Annotated in this window: 15 protein-coding genes; 10 read left to right on the top strand and 5 right to left on the bottom strand. The window is 64.7% G+C overall.

The features are described from left to right. Nucleotides 1-60: 60 nt before the first annotated feature. Nucleotides 61-474, bottom strand: a complete 414-nt coding sequence (locus QUV11_RS16385) for a hypothetical protein (protein WP_300883978.1) — start codon at nucleotides 472-474, stop codon at nucleotides 61-63. A 479-nt stretch (nucleotides 475-953) separates the two neighbouring features. Further along, nucleotides 954-2,339 carry a protein arginine N-methyltransferase gene (locus QUV11_RS16380; protein ID WP_300883976.1) on the bottom strand — a complete coding sequence of 462 codons (1,386 nt, stop codon included), beginning with the start codon at nucleotides 2,337-2,339 and terminating at the stop codon, nucleotides 954-956. 338 nt (nucleotides 2,340-2,677) lie between these two features. On the opposite strand from QUV11_RS16380, the gene QUV11_RS16375 reads away from it, so the two are divergent. The 9 genes from QUV11_RS16375 to QUV11_RS16335 all read left to right on the top strand — a co-directional run bounded on the left by QUV11_RS16375 (nucleotide 2,678) and on the right by QUV11_RS16335 (nucleotide 12,495). Then, on the top strand, nucleotides 2,678-3,520 hold the full coding sequence (locus QUV11_RS16375) for a hypothetical protein (RefSeq protein WP_300883974.1): 843 nt from the start codon (nucleotides 2,678-2,680) through the stop codon (nucleotides 3,518-3,520). Continuing rightward, nucleotides 3,414-4,976 (top strand): DNA polymerase Y family protein, encoded by a 1,563-nt coding sequence (locus QUV11_RS16370; RefSeq protein WP_300883973.1) that lies wholly within the window; start codon nucleotides 3,414-3,416, stop codon nucleotides 4,974-4,976. The genes QUV11_RS16375 and QUV11_RS16370 overlap by 107 nt, the downstream gene beginning before the upstream one ends. Then, nucleotides 4,973-8,257, top strand: a complete 3,285-nt coding sequence (locus QUV11_RS16365) for an error-prone DNA polymerase (RefSeq protein WP_300883972.1) — start codon at nucleotides 4,973-4,975, stop codon at nucleotides 8,255-8,257. Before QUV11_RS16370 ends, QUV11_RS16365 begins: the two co-directional genes overlap by 4 nt. Nucleotides 8,258-8,381: 124 nt before the next feature. Continuing rightward, the gene (locus QUV11_RS16360) at nucleotides 8,382-9,452 is read left to right on the top strand and encodes a type I restriction endonuclease (RefSeq protein ID WP_300883970.1); all 1,071 of its coding nucleotides are present in this window, start codon (nucleotides 8,382-8,384) and stop codon (nucleotides 9,450-9,452) included. A gap of 123 nt (nucleotides 9,453-9,575) precedes the next feature. Then, complete coding sequence (locus tag QUV11_RS16355; RefSeq protein ID WP_300883967.1) at nucleotides 9,576-9,878, top strand: type II toxin-antitoxin system RelE/ParE family toxin; 303 nt, start codon at nucleotides 9,576-9,578, stop codon at nucleotides 9,876-9,878. Nucleotides 9,879-9,890: 12 nt separating this feature from the next. Further along, entirely contained in the window at nucleotides 9,891-10,193 is a 303-nt protein-coding gene (locus QUV11_RS16350) for a helix-turn-helix domain-containing protein (RefSeq protein ID WP_300883964.1), read from the top strand. A gap of 59 nt (nucleotides 10,194-10,252) precedes the next feature. Continuing rightward, a complete protein-coding gene (locus QUV11_RS16345; protein WP_300883963.1) occupies nucleotides 10,253-10,642 on the top strand; it encodes a hypothetical protein in 390 nt (129 codons plus the stop codon). A 90-nt stretch (nucleotides 10,643-10,732) separates the two neighbouring features. Then, nucleotides 10,733-11,587, top strand: a complete 855-nt coding sequence (locus QUV11_RS16340) for a class I SAM-dependent methyltransferase (RefSeq protein WP_300883961.1) — start codon at nucleotides 10,733-10,735, stop codon at nucleotides 11,585-11,587. Between the two features lie 134 nt (nucleotides 11,588-11,721). Continuing rightward, nucleotides 11,722-12,495, top strand: a complete 774-nt coding sequence (locus QUV11_RS16335) for an SDR family NAD(P)-dependent oxidoreductase (protein WP_300883960.1) — start codon at nucleotides 11,722-11,724, stop codon at nucleotides 12,493-12,495. A 51-nt stretch (nucleotides 12,496-12,546) separates the two neighbouring features. Here QUV11_RS16335 and QUV11_RS16330 read toward each other — a convergent pair whose 3' ends face one another. Both QUV11_RS16330 and QUV11_RS16325 read right to left on the bottom strand, forming a co-directional pair. Beyond that, a complete protein-coding gene (locus QUV11_RS16330; RefSeq protein ID WP_300883957.1) occupies nucleotides 12,547-13,284 on the bottom strand; it encodes a hypothetical protein in 738 nt (245 codons plus the stop codon). Continuing rightward, nucleotides 13,265-13,825, bottom strand: coding sequence for a hypothetical protein (locus QUV11_RS16325; RefSeq protein ID WP_300883954.1), 561 nt, complete (start codon nucleotides 13,823-13,825; stop codon nucleotides 13,265-13,267). Before QUV11_RS16325 ends, QUV11_RS16330 begins: the two co-directional genes overlap by 20 nt. Before the next feature lie 205 nt (nucleotides 13,826-14,030). Between QUV11_RS16325 and QUV11_RS16320 the strand changes: the two genes are divergently transcribed. Further along, nucleotides 14,031-15,974 carry a diguanylate cyclase gene (locus tag QUV11_RS16320; protein WP_300883952.1) on the top strand — a complete coding sequence of 648 codons (1,944 nt, stop codon included), beginning with the start codon at nucleotides 14,031-14,033 and terminating at the stop codon, nucleotides 15,972-15,974. Nucleotides 15,975-16,421: 447 nt separating this feature from the next. Here QUV11_RS16320 and QUV11_RS16315 read toward each other — a convergent pair whose 3' ends face one another. Then, nucleotides 16,422-16,703, bottom strand: a complete 282-nt coding sequence (locus QUV11_RS16315) for an integration host factor subunit beta (protein ID WP_300883950.1) — start codon at nucleotides 16,701-16,703, stop codon at nucleotides 16,422-16,424. Between the last annotated feature and the right edge of the window lie 451 nt (nucleotides 16,704-17,154).

The raw sequence follows: 17,154 nt of genomic DNA, 5'->3' as shown, positions 1-17,154 counted from the left end.
CGCCAAGACCCGAATTTACTCTTGCATCTTTCGGGGCGTCCACAGATGGGAAGCAGACGCTTACTCTACGTCACTGTAATCTGCCACGAGCTCCATCGACTCTTCCGGTTTAGAAAACTCGGCTTGATAGCAGTAGACAGGCGACCCTCCGAGACTTCCCGGTTTGAGATCGAGTTCGATACAAACCATTCCCTGTCCCTGATTTCGCGTAGGTATGAACATGGAGCGGGGTTCATAGCTCTCGCGCACGCTTTGCTCACTTTGCTTGGTCTTCACCGACCAACGACTGATAGCATCGTCAATCTGCGGTTGAAGTCTGCGGATTTTTGCGTCGGCCATCGATTTTTCGGACGAACCAACCGAAGTTTCACCCACCAGAATACCCGTCACAAACGTCAAGGCAAACAGGCTGAATATTGCGAGCAGTCGGAGCGGCGCACGTTTCATTGCCGGTTTGTAGATGCTGGTATGCATGGCCGCAACGGGGTCGTTTCAAGATTGGCAAGTTTCTTCTAAATTACATCGGCAGCAGACCTTGAGCCGTCCACTGTTGCTCGCCTGCTTCCTTCTCCCGCTTGCCTGCGAAGGCAGGCATCCATCTCCTGCCCTCGCACCCGGCACAACGGTCGGGTGATGGGCCCCTGCCTTCGCAGGGGACCGGGCTGGTGCATGTGTTGCGGAAGAAGGCTTGGCATAGTGCCGCCATCCGCTCAGCCTGAGCCTGTCGAAGGCCCCGCTCTATGGCCAGCGTGGGTGCGTGGCCTTCGACAGGCTCAGGCCGAGCGGGGGTGGTTGGGGTGCCCTACTGCCCTCGCCCCTTTAGGGGAGAGGGAGGAGCCGCGTAGCGGCGGGGGGAGAGGGGGATGCGTTGCCGCTGCCCCTCTCAACTTCGCCTAGCCAGCAAGCTGGCAAGGCTTCGTATCTCTCCCCTCAAGGGGAGAGAGCATTAGCGATTACGCCACCTGCGCCTGCGCCGCCGCTGCAACCACCTCGAGCGGACGCACGATCAGCGTTACGCGGTCGTGCCCCACCGCGACGTTGAGCACATCGCCCGCACACACCACGATCGGCTCAGGAAAATTGTGCAGCATCTGCAGCCAGCCGCCGTCGGTATAGCCGTCGGGGTGGTTGTCGAAGGTCACGCCGTCTGCCAGATCGACATGCATCCACTGGACGATGCCGGTGGCGATGCCGTCGGCCTGCACGTCGATCTCGAGCAGGTGCAGGTCGCTGGCGTGCGCTTTGCGGGTGAGGTCGATGCTGACCAGTTCGACATCCGCCGACAACCTGCGCCAGTCGGTCATCGTGCCGTGGATCGGGAGCTTGGGCGAGGCGAGCGCGGCGAAGCGCGACAGGTCGAAGCCCGAGACCTGATCGACGAAGACATAGTCCGCGAGCAACGGGCTTTCGACCAGACAGCCGATGGCGGAAGCGCGGCGCGGGATCACGATCGCGTCGGGCTTGAGCAACCGCGCGTGCGCATCCTCGAAGGTGTCGATGACATGCTCGGTGAGCAGGTCGGATGAGAGGATTTCGGAGACCAGGATATCGGCGCGTTCATCGAGATGCTCGCCGACCTTGAGCTCGGTCGAAGGCGCGGTGTGGACGGTGATGGCGTCCGAATAGCCGTTGTCGGCGATGATCTGCCGCGCCATGTCGGCGATCACCGGCACCACCTCGCACGCGGTGACCGACCGGGCCCCTGAGCGCGCGGCCATCATCGAGAGCAGCCCGCTGCCGGTGCCGATATCGAGCACGCGCGCGTCCGGTCCGGCTTCGGCAATCGCGGCGCGGATCGCGGCCTCGAACGCGTCGTTGCGGCGGACATCGTTGAGCATCGGGATATGCCAGAACGGCACCAGATCGGCGCTCAGCCGACGGATCTGGTGTTCGATATGGATGTTGCCCGGCTGCAGCGCGAGCGCACGGCGGAACTGGTCGAGCGCCTCACCCTTGCGCCCCGCATCGGAGAGCATGACCGCAAGGTTGTTGGCGGCGATGGGGTTGGCGGGATCGGCAGCGCAAGCCGCCTGCAGCGCGGTGATCGCCTCGTTCGGGCGCCCGGCGCGGCTGTAGATCAGCCCCTTTTCGTGATGCGCGACCGCGTGATCGGGGTCGAGCGCGAGCAGCATGTCCCACGCCTCGATCGCCTCGTCGGTGGCACCACGATGGCCGAGGATCCCGGCGAGAATCGGCAGCACCTCGATCGTGCGATAGCCTTGCTCCACCACCATCCGATAGCGCGGTTCGGCAGCGGCAAGATTGCCCGCCTCGTGCAACTGCATCGCCTCATGCAACAGGGTCCGAGCGCTGACGATCTCGTGTGCGGTATCCGGCATGTTTCCCCCGTAAAGCGGCGTTAAGACAATTTGCCGGACTATTAACGAGCAGGGTTAACAAAGCGTAACCGGCGGGTTTTGCGAGGTTTTAAAAGCCCTGCCCCTCGATGGGGGAGGGTTGGGTGGGGGTGATCTCTCCGGATTGTACGAAGTGTGCTCATCCGTACCGCCGCGCCCAGCCGCACCCTCACCCTCACCGCTGCGACTAGGCAGCAAGCTGCCAAGTCTCGCTGCCTCTCCCATCAAGGGAGAGGTGAGAGGGGCGCGGGAATGACGGATTCCCCCACCTGCGACCGACCGAGTTTGACGTTCCGCAAAATGGAACATAATAAGAACATATGTCGCGTGCCGATTCCCTCGAGTCTCTCAAAACCCGGATCGCCGGGATCGAGCGAGCGCGTGCCGTCGAGGCGGCGGTGCTGGCGGGGACAGGCCATGCCGGAATCGACGCCGCGCTGGGCGGCGGGTTGGCGCGCGGGCGGGTGCACGAGGTGTTTGCCGCGCAGGCCGAGGATGCGGGCTGCGCCGCGGGCTTTGTCGCGGGGCTCGCGCTGCGTCTGGGGCTGCGTCTGGACGGCACTTTGGTGTGGCTGCGTGAGATACAGGCAGAAAAGCAGGGCGGCAGGCTGCACGCGCCGGGGTTGGTCGAGATCGGGCTCGATCCGGCCCGCGTGATCATCGGCGTGCTGCCCGATCCGCAGGCGGTGCTGCGCGCTGCCGCCGATGTGGTGCGCTGCCCCGAGGTCGGGGTCGCGGTGATCGAGCTGTGGCGCGAGCCGCGGCTGCTCGACCTGACCGCGAGCCGGCGACTGGCGCTGGCGGCGGAAACATCGGGGGTCACCGTGATCGCGTTGCGCATCGCGGCATCCCCCTCGCCCAGCGCCGCGCAGACCCGCTGGCAGGTGAGCGCCGCCGCGTCTGCGCCGATGGAAGCCAATGCGCCGGGCTATCCTGCCTGGAGAGTTGAATTGTTGCGCCAGCGCGGACGCCCATCCGGCGGCGACTGGCGCGTGGAGTGGAACCGTGAACAAGCCTGTTTTGCAAATGCCGACACCGCCTCCGATTGCGGCCCCGATGCCGGAGGATTCGCCGCCATCGCAGCGGCGCCATCTGGCGCTGTTCTTCCCTTTTCTGCCGGTCGACCGGTTGATGCGCCACCCCGACTGCGACACGCCGGATGACACCCCGCTGGTGCTGGTCGAAAAGGTGCGCGGTGCGATGCGGATCGCGGCGACCTGCTCGCAGGCGGCCGCGCTCGGGCTGAACGCGGGGCTGGCGCTCGCCGATGCGCGCGCGCAGGTGCCGCTGCTGGCCGTGACCGATCACGATCCGGCGGCAGATCTCGCCTGGCTCGAGCGGCTGGCCGATCACTGCGACCGCTTCACGCCGCTGGTGGCGATCGAGGCGCCCGATGCGCTGGCGCTCGACATTACCGGCTGCGCGCATCTGTTCGGTGGCGAAGCGCCGCTGCTGGCCGATGTCGCACGCTTCATGGCGCGGTGGAGCGACGATGTCCGGCTGGCGTGCGGCGACACCCCCGAGGCGGCGCAGGCGCTCGCCCGGTTCGCGCCTGCAGGCACCAGTTTCGAGAGCGAGGATGCGACGCTGCGCCGGCTGCCGGTCGCCGCTTTGCGGATCGAGGAGGAGACGCAGACCGCATTGATCCGCGCCGGGCTCAAGACCATCGGCGATCTGGCGATGCGGCCGAGCGCGCCGCTCGCCGCGCGCTTCGGCGAAGACCTTGTCGACAGCCTCGACCGGCTGCTGGGCACCGCCGACAGCCGCATCACCCCACGCCGCGCCGCGCCCGCGTTGCGCTTCGAGCGGCGCTTTGCCGAGCCGATCGGTCGCACCGAGGCAGCGATGGCAGCGATCGGCGAGCTGGCCGAGGAGGCGGCGGTGGTGCTCGAACAGCGCGGCATGGGCGGGCGGAGGTTCATCGCGCGCTTCTTCCGCAGCGACGGGCGCACCTATGATCTCGCCACCGAAAGCAGCCTGCCGATGCGCGACCCGGATGTGCTGATGCGGCTGCTCAATGAGCGGCTTGCGGCGCTCGCCGATCCGGTCGATCCGGGCTTCGGCTTCGACATGATCCGGCTGGCGGTGCCGCGCATCGAGCCGCTGACGCCCGCGCAGCTGCAGCTTGAGGGCGGGTGCGTCGCCGACGAGGCGATGGCCGAGCTGGTCGACCGCTTGAGCACCCGGTTGGGGCGCGGCGCGATCCGCAGGTTCGAGCCGCGCGACAGCCATGTCCCCGAACAGGCCGCGCTGACCCTGCCCGCGGTCGATCTGCCCGCGCCCGCCGCCTGGGATGCGCCGCAGCAGGGCGAGCCGCCTGCCCGCCCGATCCATCTGTTCGATCCGCCGCAGCCGATCGAGGTGATCGCCGAGGTCCCCGACGGCCCGCCGCACCGCTTCCGCTGGCGCCGCAGCCAGCACCATGTCGTGCGCTTCGAGGGGCCCGAGCGGATCGCGGCGCAATGGTGGAAGCACGCGCCCGGCAAAAGCCCCGGCCTGACCCGCGACTATTACCGCGTCGAAGACGCGCGCGGCCGCCGCTTCTGGATCTTCCGCCACGGGCTGTACGAGACCGAAAAGCCCGATCCGCGCTGGTATGTTCACGGGTTGTTTGCGTGATTTCTCCCGCCCCCTTCGCCGAGCTGGTCGCTGCGAGCAATTACTCGTTCCTGCGCGGCGCATCGCACCCGGCGGATCTGGTCGCGCGCGCGCTCGAACTGGGGCTCGCCGGCATCGGCGTCGCCGACCGCAACACGGTGGCGGGCGTGGTCCGCGCGCATATCGCGCTGCGCGATGCGCACAAGGCCGCCGCCGAGATCGGCGTGCCCGCGCCTGCGCTCAGGCTGGTGGTGGGCGCGCGACTGGTGTTTGCCGATGGGACGCCCGACATCATCGCCTACCCCGCGACGCGGCACGGCTGGGGACGGCTGACCCGGCTGCTGACTTTGGGCAACCTGCGCGCCACCAAGGGCGATTGCACGCTGACCATCGCCGACCTGCTCGATCACCTCGACGATCTGCTGCTGATCGTGATGGCATCGCCCGACCACGCCCCGCTGCTCGACACGCTGCACGCCGCCGCGCCAGACCGCGTGTGGATTGGCGTCACTATGCCGCGCCGGGGCGCCGACCGCCGCCGTCTCGCGCGGATGATGCGGCTGGGCGAGACCACCGGCGTGCCCCTGCTCGCCACCAACGATGTGCTCTATGCCGCGCCCGATCAGCGCCCACTGCACGATGTGCTGACCTGCATCGGCGAAGGCTGCACCATCGCCAACGCCGGGCGCAGGCTCGAGGCCAACGCCGAGCGCCATATCAAGCCGCCCGCCGAAATGGCCCGCCTGTTCGCCGACTGTCCGCACGCGATCGACCAGACCACCGCGCTCCTCGCCCGCATCACCTTCACGCTCGACGACCTGCGCTATCAATACCCGCTCGAACCCGTGCCCGAAGGCTGGGAGGCGCAGGCCTGGCTCGAGCATATGGTGACCGAGGCGGCGCGCGATCGCTATGGCAGGGAGCTGCCCGCCAAGGTCCGCAAGATGCTCGACGACGAGTTCGCGCTGATCGCTAGCCAAAAATACGCCTGCTATTTCCTCACCGTGCACGATCTGGTGCGCTTTGCTCGCACCCGCGATCCGCCGATCTTGTGCCAGGGGCGCGGCTCGGCGGCCAACTCGATCGTCTGCTTTTTGCTGGGCGTCACCTCGGTCGATCCGGTGACCCACGACCTCTTGTTCTCGCGCTTCGTCTCCGAAGAGCGCGCCGAGCCGCCCGATATCGATGTCGATTTCGAGCACGAGCGGCGCGAGGAGGTGATGCAGTATATCTATGCCCGCTATGGCCGCCACCGCGCCGGGATCGCCGCGACGGTGATCCACTATCGCCCGCGCAGCGCGGTGCGCGAGGTCGGCAAGGTGCTGGGCTTTTCCGAGGATGTGACCGCGCGGCTGACCAGCACGATCTGGGGCAGCTTCTCGTCGTCGATGGCCGAGCAGCGCTATGCCGAGGCCGGGTTCGATCCCGACAACCCCGATATCGTCCGCCTGCGCGATCTGGTCGATCAGATCCTGCACTTCCCGCGCCACCTGTCGCAGCATGTCGGCGGCTTCGTGCTCACCGAGGACCGGCTCGACGAGACCGTGCCGATCCACAATGCGGCGATGGAGGACCGCACCTTCATCGAATGGGACAAGGACGATATCGATGCGCTGGGGCTGATGAAGGTCGATGTGCTCGCGCTCGGCATGCTCACCTGCATCCGCAAGGCTTTCGCGCTGATGCGGCAGCATGATCTGGGCGAGCACGACCTCACCGTCGATCTCGAGGCCGACGATCCGGCAGTGTACGACATGCTGTGTCGCGGCGACAGCATTGGGGTGTTCCAGGTCGAAAGCCGCGCGCAGATGAACATGCTGCCCCGCCTGCGCCCGCGCACGCTCTACGACCTCACCGTGCAGGTCGCGATCGTGCGCCCCGGGCCGATCGAGGGCGACATGGTCCACCCGTATCTGCGCCGTCGCTCGGGAATCGATCCGGTCGAATACCCCTCGCCCGCGCCGCCGCACGACCCCGATGAGCTGAAAACGCTGCTCGGGCAGACCTATGGCGTGCCCTTGTTCCAGGAGCAGGCGATGAAGCTGGCGATCGTCGCGGCGGACTTCACCCCGGGCGAGGCCAACCATCTGCGCCGCGCGATGGCGACCTTCCGCAATGTCGGCACGATGCACAATTTCGAGGAGAAATTGGTCAAGGGCATGACCGCGCGCGGCTATACCGCCGAGTTCGCCGAGCGCTGTTTCAGGCAGATCGAGGGTTTCGGGAGTTATGGTTTCCCGGAGAGCCACGCGCTGTCGTTCGCGCGATTGGTCTATGTGTCGTCGTGGATCAAGTGCCACCAGCCCGCGGTCTTCGCCTGCGCCTTGCTCAATTCGCAGCCGATGGGGTTCTATGCGCCCGCGCAGATCGTGCGCGATGTGCGCGAGCATCAGGTCGAGGTGCGCCCGATCGACATCAACATGAGCGGCTGGGACAATGCGCTCGAGCGCGACGCACATGGACGGCTGGCGCTGCGGCTGGGCTATCGCCAGATGGATGGCTTCCGCAATGCCTGGGCCGAGGCTCTGGTCGCCGCGCGCGCCGAAATAGGCCGCTTCACCTCGGTCGAGATGCTCGCGCGCCGCGCCGATCTGCCATCCGCCGCCTTGCGCCTGCTCGCCGATGCCGATGCGTTCGGCTCGCTCGGGCTGTCGCGGCGGCAGGCCTTGTGGGAGGTCCGCCGCACGCCGTCGGGCGAGCTGCCTTTGTTCGCCGCCGCGCGCGCGCGCGAACTGGGCGCCAGTGAATTGGGGTGGGAGCCCGACATGCAGCTGCCGATCATGCCCGCGTCCGAGGAGGTGGTGACCGATTACCAGACGCTGCGGCTCTCGCTCAAGGACCACCCGATGGCCTTCCTGCGCGCATCCTTACGCGAAGACGGCGTGCTGTCGTGCGAAGACACCAACAATTCCAAGGCGGGCAAGACGGTGCGCACCGCCGGCATCGTCCTCGTCCGCCAGCGCCCCGGGAAGGGCAACGCGATCTTCGTCACGATCGAGGACGAGACCGGGATCACCAACATCGTCCTGTGGGCCCGCCTGTTCGAACGCTACCGCCGCGCCGTGATGGCCAGCCGCCTGATGCAGGTCGAAGGGGTCTTGCAACGCAGCCGCGAAGGCGTGGTGCACCTGATGGCGAACCGGGTGGTGGATCGCTCGGATTTGCTAGCGACGCTCACGCAGACGCGCGGCGATGGCGCGATCACCCCGCCGCTGGCGCGCGGGGATGAGGTGGCGCGGCCGGTGCCGTCAAGGCATCCAAGGGATGCAAGAGTGTTGCCGAAGTCACGGGATTTTCATTGAGGGCCACCAAGAGCAGCAGTGCTGGGCCATATCGTGTCATCGAACTTTACCTGAGGTCACGATGCTGTTGCTTGCACAATTATTCAGTGGCACGTTCATAACATCTGTTTTTTGGGGATCATTCATGGAACTGGCTACAAAACTGGCAGAACTTCAGAAGCGAACACTAGAGCATCGTGAAGTTCTTTTGACAGAAGAGGCAGCGAAAAATGCACTGGTCATGCCCTTCCTTCAGGCGCTCGGTTACGATGTTTTCAACCCCAAAGAGGTGGTTCCCGAATTCACAGCTGATGTAGCAACCAAAAAGGGCGAGAAAGTCGATTATGCTATCTGCAAAGATGGCAAGGTTGATATCTTGATCGAATGCAAACCCGCATCCGCTGAGCTGAACGTCAAGCACGCCTCACAGCTTTTCCGCTATTTTACTGCCACAGAGGCTAGGCTGGCTTTGCTCACAAACGGCGTGAGTTACCAGTTTTACTCCGACGTCGAAAAACCCAACATCATGGACGAGCGGCCATTTTTCTCATTCTCCATGGACGCCATCAAGCCCGCAGACGTGAAGACGATTGAGAAGTTTGCGAAATCGGCATTCGACATCGACAAGATCGTTCAGGAAGCGGGCAACCTGAAAATTCAATCGCTGCTACGTAAGGAGCTGGAAAAGGAATTTGCTGAGCCATCAGACGGCTTTGTGGATCTGTTGGCTCGCCGCGTGCATGACGGGCGGCTCACCGCTACCGTGCGAGAAAATTTCAGCAAGATGCTGGTGAGCACAATCTCTTCATTTGTCCGGGACCTTGTCAATGAGCGCCTTTCGTCGGCACTCAATGCAGCCTCGCCTGGGCCGGTCGAAGAGGGGCCATCCGAAGATGAGGCAAACTCTGATGGCGTCGTAACAACTGCGGAGGAACTGTCGGGCTTCCACATTATTCAAGCTATCGCGTCACGGCTGGTCGACCCCAAGCGCGTAATGATCCGTGATGCAAAGTCCTATTGCGCGGTATTGCTGGACGACAACAACCGCAAAACCATTGCACGTATGCGCTTCAATGGCCTGACATCCAAATACCTCGGAACGTTCAAGGGCAAGGAAGAGGAGCGACACCTCATTTCTGACTTGACCACAATCTACAGTTTGTCGGGGCAAATCGAAGACCGATTGCGGGAACTCGACGACACCATCACCGCATGAGGAGACTGGTATGGTCCCAATCTGCCCATCTCGACCACATCCGAGCACACCGGATTGCTATCTAGACGTCATTGACGTATAAGCGCCGTGCAAACTTGCCCGATCACCGTTGTGGAAACCAGCGTGTTCCTGCGGCAGGCGGAGAAAATATGGAGCGATGAGGAGCGCGCTGCCCTTGTGGACCATGTGGCACACAATGCAGAATCAGGCGACATCATCCCCGGAACCGGAGGTGTGCGCAAAATGCGCTGGGGGCGGAGCGGTAGCGGCAAGCGCGGCGGCGCACGGGTAATCTATTTCTACTACGATATGGACACCCCGCTTTATCTGCTGCTGGCTTATGCCAAGGCGCAGGCGACCGATATGAGCGCGGACGAGAAGAAGGCAGTTTCCGCCCTCGCCGCGACGATCAAGGGCAAGAGATAAAAGGACGGAACGATGGAAGACGCCAACTCTAACTTCGCACAGGACCTGATCGCCAGCATGACCGAAGCCGCTGCCCATGCCCGCGGTGATGCAACCGACGCGCGGGAGCATGTGATCGAGGTGCCCGATGTGCGCGCGATCCGCGAGGCTTTGGGGTTGTCGCAGCAGGCGTTTGCCAGCGCGTACCGGATCCCGCTCGCCACGCTGAAGGGCTGGGAGCAGGGCCGCCGTCATCCCGATGCCACCGCCAGCGCCTATCTGAGCATCATCGCGCGGATGCCCGACGCCGCGCGCGAAGCATTAAAGGCGGCTTGAAGGGTCGTGGGTGTGCGAGCAGGTTGAGGACATCCGCTCGAAGACTAGGGGAATTGGTCATGACCCAGGACCAAAAAGCTCGCTTGCTCCGTCAGATCGAGGTGACCCTCAAGGCGGACCGGCGGTTTTCACGATTGGGGACTTTGTTCGTGTGCGAGATGACGCACAAGACCATTGGCATCTCGATGTTCTGGGATCGCGGCAATTACGTCGCGCATAGCAATCCGAACTATGATCACTTCATCGACATCATGTACGACCTGTGGGAACTAGACGCGCCCGGCAGGCGCTGGCGGCAGATGGAGCTGCTGCTGCGCGGCAAGGTGCCAGAGGTCAAGCTCCTGTCCAAGCAGGACATTCTTGACGCAGGAATGGACAGGGAGCGGATCGAGGACACCTCCGCACGCTATTTTGGCGAAAAAAGGGTTGTCGATCCCTCGTGGTACTAAAGGCAGTCTTCGGCGGCGCACCTCGCATCCCCATTGACCTCCCCCCGCCACCCCCTACCCTCTCTGCGCATAACACCAGGAGAGCCCGCCATGACCGCCACCACCGCCGACCCCAACGCACTCAAGGGCGAAGACTGGGCGGGCGAGATGGGGGTGAAGTGGCTCACCCATATGGACCGGTTCGAGGGTATGATCGCACCCATTGGCGATGCGCTGCTGGCGCGCGCGGCGATTGCTCCGGGGGAGCGGGTGATTGATCTGGGGTGTGGCGGGGGGTTGACCTCGCTCGCGGCGGCAAAAGCGACCGGGCCGGACGGTGCGGTGCTGGGGCTGGATATCTCGCTCGATCTGATCGACGCGGCCCGCCGCCGCGCCGAAAACCACCCCAACGTCAGCTTCGTCTGTGCCGATGCCGCGACCGTCGCGCTCGATGCCCCCTATGACCGGCTGATCTCGCGCTTCGGGTCGATGTTCTTTGCCGAGCCTTATGCCGCCTTCGCCAACCTCCACGCGCTGATCAAACCCGGCGGGCGGATCGATCTGGCGATCTGGGCGGCGCCGCGCGACAATCCGTGGATGATGGAACTGATGGGGGTCGCGCGCTCGCATATCGACATCCCCTCGCCCGATCCGCGCGCGCCCGGCCCGTTCGCCTTTGCCGATCTGGAGTATGTCCGCGGCATCCTGGCGCACGCCGGATTTTCCGCGCCCGATATCGAGGCGTATCAGGGCAAGCAGGCGATCGGTGGCGCGGGTGCCTCGCCCGATGAGGCGGCGGACTTCGCGCTCGCATCGATGGCCATCGGCCGCGCGCTGGCCGAGGCGGGCGACGACGTACTCGCCCGCGCCCGCGCCGATCTGGTCTCTCTGTTCGGGCAACGGCATGTGCCAGGCAAGGGCGTGATGATGGCCAACAAGGTGTGGCTGGTCTCGGCAACCGCCTGATCCGCCCGCCACCCCCCTATTGGGTCGCCCCGCCCCCCATCATGAACGCCCGGTCCATTAGGATGGTATCAACAGCAACCAATCGCCCACCGGTCCCGTAAGTCTCCTTTGCCCCCTTAAAAGGAGACACCCATATGACACCTGCAATGAACCGTTTTGCCGACAAGACCGTGATCGTGACCGGAGCCGGATCAGGCATCGGCGCGGCCGCCGCGCGACGCTTTGCCGACGAAGGCGCCAATCTGGTCGCGTTTGATCTCGACGATGATACCATGAGCGAGGAATTTTCCGATCTCGGCGACCGGCTGATGGTCAAGGTCGGCGACACCACCGACGCGGACACGGTCAACGCCATCGTGGCGGATGCCGCCGAGCGCTTCGGCAGCGTCGATGTCCTCGTCCTCAACGCTGGCATCGCCGATTTCGGCACGCTGCCCGAGACCGACCAGGAGACCTGGAACAAGATCATGGACGTCAACGTCAACGGCCCGGTGCATTTCGTGAGGGCAGCCCTGCCGCATCTGAAGGAGAGCGGCGGATCGGTGGTGATGACATCGAGCGTGTCGGGGCTGGGCGGCGACTGGGGGATGACCGCGTACAACACCTCGAAGGGTGCGGTGACCAACCTGGTGCGATCGCTGGCGATCGATCACGGCAAGGAAGGGGTCAGGTTCAACGCGGTCAACCCCTGCGTCATCCGCACGCCGCTGACCGAGGAGATCATCGAGGACAAGACGATCCACGACAATCTCAAGCAGCGCATCGCGCTGGGCCGGGTCGGCGAGCCCGAGGAAGTGGCCGCGGCGATGGCGTTCCTGGCGAGCGACGATGCGCGGTTCATCACCGGGGTGAACCTTCCCGTTGATGGCGGCGTGGGTGCGTCCAACGGCCAACCGCCGCTGTCATGATGCTGCGCGCGTGACGGACTGCGTCCGGGTGCTAACCCGGGCGCGCGCCGTCTATTCGCGCACGTTCGCGACGTTGTACTGAAACACCTCGTCCTGCGTCAGGCAGCGGCGGGTGGATTTGTCGCCGGGGCCGCTCGATGCGACCGCCTTCTGCTTGTACATGATGTCGGTGAGCAATTTGCGCGAGACGCCCATGCGGATCAGGAAGTCGTTGTCCTCGCTGGCGAGCAGCGCGCTTTCCTGCTCGATATCGCCGATCAGCTCGACCGTTGTCTCGGTGCCCAAAGCCACCGACTGATCGATCGCGTCGCGGTCGTTGGTCATGGTGAACATGTGCACCATGAAGTTGCCACCGGGTTCGACCACGCGCAGCTGGCCGCCCATGAACACGAAGTTGCACGCGGAAAAGCAGGTCCAGCCTGCAGGGATCCGCGTCACCAGCCCCGGGTTGCCGCGGATCAGCCGTCCTGCGGCGTTGCCTGCGCGCGCGTTGCCGCCGGGCGAGCGCAGCCAGATCTCGGCAATATCGGGATTGTCGGCCAGCGCTTTTTTCAGCCGGTCGGGCAGCGTCTGGTCGATCGGCCCCTCGGCGAGCAGCACCTGCGCTCCGCCCTTCTTGACGACCTTGAGCGTCATGAGCTTGTTGGCCGACCAGTCGGGCGATTTGGGACAGCTGGGGTTCACCGGATCGACCGCCGCCGGGCTCTGCGCGCACAGCAGCGCGCCCGCCAGCGCCAGCAGCAAGGATCGTTGCACAGCCTGCATCCGGTCAGGCCTGCGCGATTTCATACCGCGCCGCGCCCGGTTTCTTGCACATGCGTTTGGCCACGGTCGTCTCCTCGCCCTCGACGATGATGACATCGTTGACGTTCATGCAGGTCGATCCATCGGCCAGTTGCGTCTTGCCGATCACGGTGGAGGTGCCCGACACGTCCTTGCGGGTCTCGCTGGTCCAGGTCGATGTGCTGCCCACCTCCTCGCCGCGCGTTGCCTCCAGCGTCGCATCGGCGGCCTTTTTCTGCTCCTCCGGTTCGAGCTTGCAGGCGATGGCATCGGTCAGCAGTCCCGCCACCTCGGGCACGGGAAGAAAGCTGGCGAGCCCGCCCATCCGTCCCGTGACGCTGCCCAGCATGCCGCCGATCACCGACCGGCCGACCGACTTGCCCGCGCTGTCGTCGCAACCCGTGGCGGTCTTGCCGCTGCTGCTCGCCTTGGGCTTGGATCGCAGCAGACTGCCAAACTGTGCGTGCGCGGGCGCCGGAATGGCCAGCGCCACCGCCGCCGCGAGCGCCGCGGACCGCATGGTGATGTTCAAGACTTTCGCACCCATCGCAACCATCTCCTGAGAGGAACAGCTATCGACCCTGTTCCATGGTACCGTAGCGGCCGTGGCCGGTCAAACCATGACCCCGGTCACACCCGCGCGCCGGTGTCGAATACGCCGCCATGATCACGGCTGATAGGATGCATTGGCCGCACTATCTTCAAAATGACGGCATTTGCCGAATGTTAACCAAACTGTCCGACAAGAGTGCATGTTCGCTTGGCTTCGATCTTGGCACCCGGCGCTGTCCATCAGCGCGCGCACTTCGTGGAGCCTCGCCGTCGCTTTTACGCTGGTGATCGCCGCGACGGCCCTGCTGGCCTTTGCCCAGGAGCACACCACCGCCATCGACGAGTCGCTGGTCAGGCTGGATCAGCGCAACGCCAGCATTGTCGACGAGCTGCATCAACGGTTCGAGCGGATCGCAGAGACCCAGACCCGGGCGATCGACCTGTTCCGCGCCGAGCGCGCGACTCTCTCGCCCGCCGAAGCGCGCCGCGAGTTCGACGCGCTCTACCCCATCCAGGCCGATGGCACCCGGCGCACCAAAGATGCGATGTTCGACGGCGGCAGGACCGAGCTAGGCTACATCCAAGGCATGGGCGGGTTCGTCCCCGCCGGGTTCGACCAGGACACCGAGGCGGTGCGCGATCTGATCGCCGCCACCCATGCGGTGCGTGCGCTGGGTGAAGGCAGCCGGTTCGAGATCGAGAGCCTGTATTTCTTCACACCGTCCAACGCGATGGTGATCTTCGCCCCCGACCGGCCCGACCGGCTGGAATACTACCGCAAGACCGCGCCGGCCGATTTCGGCTTTCAGGATCGCGAATTCGCCACCATCTCCACCGCCGCCGCCAATCCCGCGCGCAAGATGATGTGCACCGGGTTGCAGTCGCTGATTTCGTTGAAGGAACGGGAGGTATGGACCACCGGGTGCATGACCCCGGTCGACCGAGACGGTCGCCATGCAGGGACTTTCGGCACCTCGATGCCGCTCGATCAGGTCGTTCCCGCCGGGCATTTTGCCGACACCGGCGAGGAGAGTGTCATCCTGGTGTCCCGCGAAGGACGGCTGATCTATCACCCCGACTACACGCTGCAGCACGCCAGCAGCACCGGCCAGTATCTGGATATCACCGCCAGCCGAAAGCCTGAACTGGCCGCGCTTTGGGCGCTGGTTCGCAAGCACGGCAAGACCGGATACACCGGCAAGGCAGACGGTCTGGACTCCTATGTCTCGCTGCACGACGTCCCCGGCGCGGGCTGGTACGCGCTGACCCTCAAGCCTCAACGGCTGATCGTCGCAGAAGCGCTGCGGCCGATCCCGCGGATTGCGGCGATGGCGGTCATCGCGCTTTTCGTGTGCATTCTGGTGGTGACGCTGGCGCTGCGCAGCCTGGTCGACAGGCCGCTGCAGCAATTGACCCAGGACGCCCAACGCATCACCCGCGAACTGGCCAATGAGGCGTTTATCGCGCTGCCCCCCCAGGATAAAAAGGGCAACGAGGTGACACGGCTGGTCGGCTGGTTCGAAACCATGGCCGGCGCCATCCGCCAGTCGCGCGCGCTTCTCGAGGAGCGCGTGGCCGAGCGCACCTCGGCGCTCAACCAGGCCAATGAAAAGCTGCGCATGCTGTCAGAGATCGATCCCCTGACCGGCATCGCCAACCGCCGCAAGATCATGACGGACCTGGACGACCGGCTGACGCGGATGCGCCCTGATAGCGCGATGGCGCTGCTGGTGGTCGATGTCGACAACTTCAAGGCGATCAACGACCGCTATGGCCATGTCGCCGGCGATGACGCGCTGCGCGTGCTGGCGCAGCGGATGCAGGAGTTGCTGCGCGCGGGGGACATGCTGGGCCGGATGGGCGGCGAGGAGTTCGTGATCATCCTGGACCGCGCCCGACCGGTGATCGCCGATGCCATCGCCGAGCGCATCCGCAGCGCGATCGCGCGGCATAGCTTCGAGGTGCAGGGCAACGTGGCGCTGAGCATCACGGTCAGCATCGGTGTCGCGAGCTGGCATCCGGGCGATACCGGCAGGGACATGTATGTGCGCGCTGATGGCGCCTTGTATCAGGCCAAGACCACCGGCCGCAATTGCGTCATCACCAGCGCCTATGCGCCGACGTTCAAGCGCAGCGCCGCCTGATCGCAGAGCGGCCTTGGGTCGATCCTCGAACCGGGCGGGCAGTGTGGTGCGGGCGGGGGGACTCGAACCCCCACGGGCAAAGCCCGACGGATTTTCTTACCCGCTACGGCTTTCGCCGCCGCCCGGGTTGCCCACGAGCGTTTGTGGTCTGGACTATCCCTTCGCCCTGCCCCCGATTGCCCGGAGGTTTAGGCGCTGCCCGTCTAGTCTCTACACCTTCCCGACCGTTGTCGGCCGGGCTTGGCTCGGGATCGCCAGGTTAAAGGGTTCCCCGAATTTGAGCAGTTCTACAGCGCGGATTTCCCCGCGTGCACTCAATCGTGTCTTAAGTCCGTTGCGTCTACCATTCCGCCACGCCCGCTCGACCGCCTGCCTATAGGCCGGGATGGATTTGCCGGGCAAGAGCGATAACGTAGCCGCGCCGTCCGGTCTCGATCCGCAGACCGATCAATCGGTATTGAGGCGCGCGCGCATTTCCTTGCCGGGCTTGAAATAGGGGACGCGTTTGCCGGGAACGTCGACCGCCTCGCCGGTTCGCGGGTTGCGGCCCTTGCGCGGCTCGCGCGAGCGCGTCGAAAACGCGCCGAAGCCGCGAAGCTCCACCCTGCCCCCCTCGGCCAGACGCTGGATGATGTTGTTGAAGAAAATATCGAGGATCTTCTCGATCTCGTCAGGACGAAGACCGGGGTTTTCATCTGCCAAGTGTTGAAGCAGCTCCGATCGTATCACGGCCAATCTCCTGCAATTCAATATGCGACGGGACGCGCACCAAGGAAATCGCCGCGTGCGACCCCCCCCTATTATCGAATTGACCAGCCCCCCGACAAGCCAACGCGCCATGCCCAATCGGCCAGCGCATATGCGTGCGCCGGAAACCCTTGCACGGATGTCCAGCCTGGCGATGCTGTCAGAAATTGCCTGCCGTTTCAACGGCGTTCTTGGCCACCAGCGCGTCCAAGCGACAGACAGTGCATAAAAAAGGGCACCGGCGGTCTGCCGGTGCCCCTTTTTGAAACGGTGCCACCCTGAAAGGCTGGCCGGTCAGCTGATCAATCTTCGCGCTGCTTGAGAGCGGCGCCCAGAATGTCGCCCAGCGATGCGCCCGAGTCGGACGAACCATACTGTGCCACAGCCTGCTTTTCTTCAGCCAGCTGATGCGCCTTGACCGAGAAGGTCGGCT

Origin of the sequence: Blastomonas sp., from assembly GCF_030373265.1 — a bacterium.
Taxonomy (GTDB): domain Bacteria; phylum Pseudomonadota; class Alphaproteobacteria; order Sphingomonadales; family Sphingomonadaceae; genus Blastomonas.
The sequence above is the reverse complement of the archived record's forward strand: the minus strand, read 5'-3'. Positions and strand labels throughout refer to the sequence as shown.

Coding starts and splice junctions, on each gene's coding strand:
- QUV11_RS16385 (WP_300883978.1), bottom strand. CDS start 474: ATGCATACCAGCATCTACAAACCGGCAATGAAACGTGCGCCGCTCCGA.
- QUV11_RS16380 (WP_300883976.1), bottom strand. CDS start 2,339: ATGCCGGATACCGCACACGAGATCGTCAGCGCTCGGACCCTGTTGCAT.
- QUV11_RS16375 (WP_300883974.1), top strand. CDS start 2,678: ATGTCGCGTGCCGATTCCCTCGAGTCTCTCAAAACCCGGATCGCCGGG.
- QUV11_RS16370 (WP_300883973.1), top strand. CDS start 3,414: ATGCCGGAGGATTCGCCGCCATCGCAGCGGCGCCATCTGGCGCTGTTC.
- QUV11_RS16360 (WP_300883970.1), top strand. CDS start 8,382: ATGGAACTGGCTACAAAACTGGCAGAACTTCAGAAGCGAACACTAGAG.
- QUV11_RS16350 (WP_300883964.1), top strand. CDS start 9,891: ATGGAAGACGCCAACTCTAACTTCGCACAGGACCTGATCGCCAGCATG.
- QUV11_RS16345 (WP_300883963.1), top strand. CDS start 10,253: ATGACCCAGGACCAAAAAGCTCGCTTGCTCCGTCAGATCGAGGTGACC.
- QUV11_RS16340 (WP_300883961.1), top strand. CDS start 10,733: ATGACCGCCACCACCGCCGACCCCAACGCACTCAAGGGCGAAGACTGG.
- QUV11_RS16335 (WP_300883960.1), top strand. CDS start 11,722: ATGACACCTGCAATGAACCGTTTTGCCGACAAGACCGTGATCGTGACC.
- QUV11_RS16330 (WP_300883957.1), bottom strand. CDS start 13,284: ATGAAATCGCGCAGGCCTGACCGGATGCAGGCTGTGCAACGATCCTTG.
- QUV11_RS16325 (WP_300883954.1), bottom strand. CDS start 13,825: ATGGGTGCGAAAGTCTTGAACATCACCATGCGGTCCGCGGCGCTCGCG.
- QUV11_RS16320 (WP_300883952.1), top strand. CDS start 14,031: ATGTTCGCTTGGCTTCGATCTTGGCACCCGGCGCTGTCCATCAGCGCG.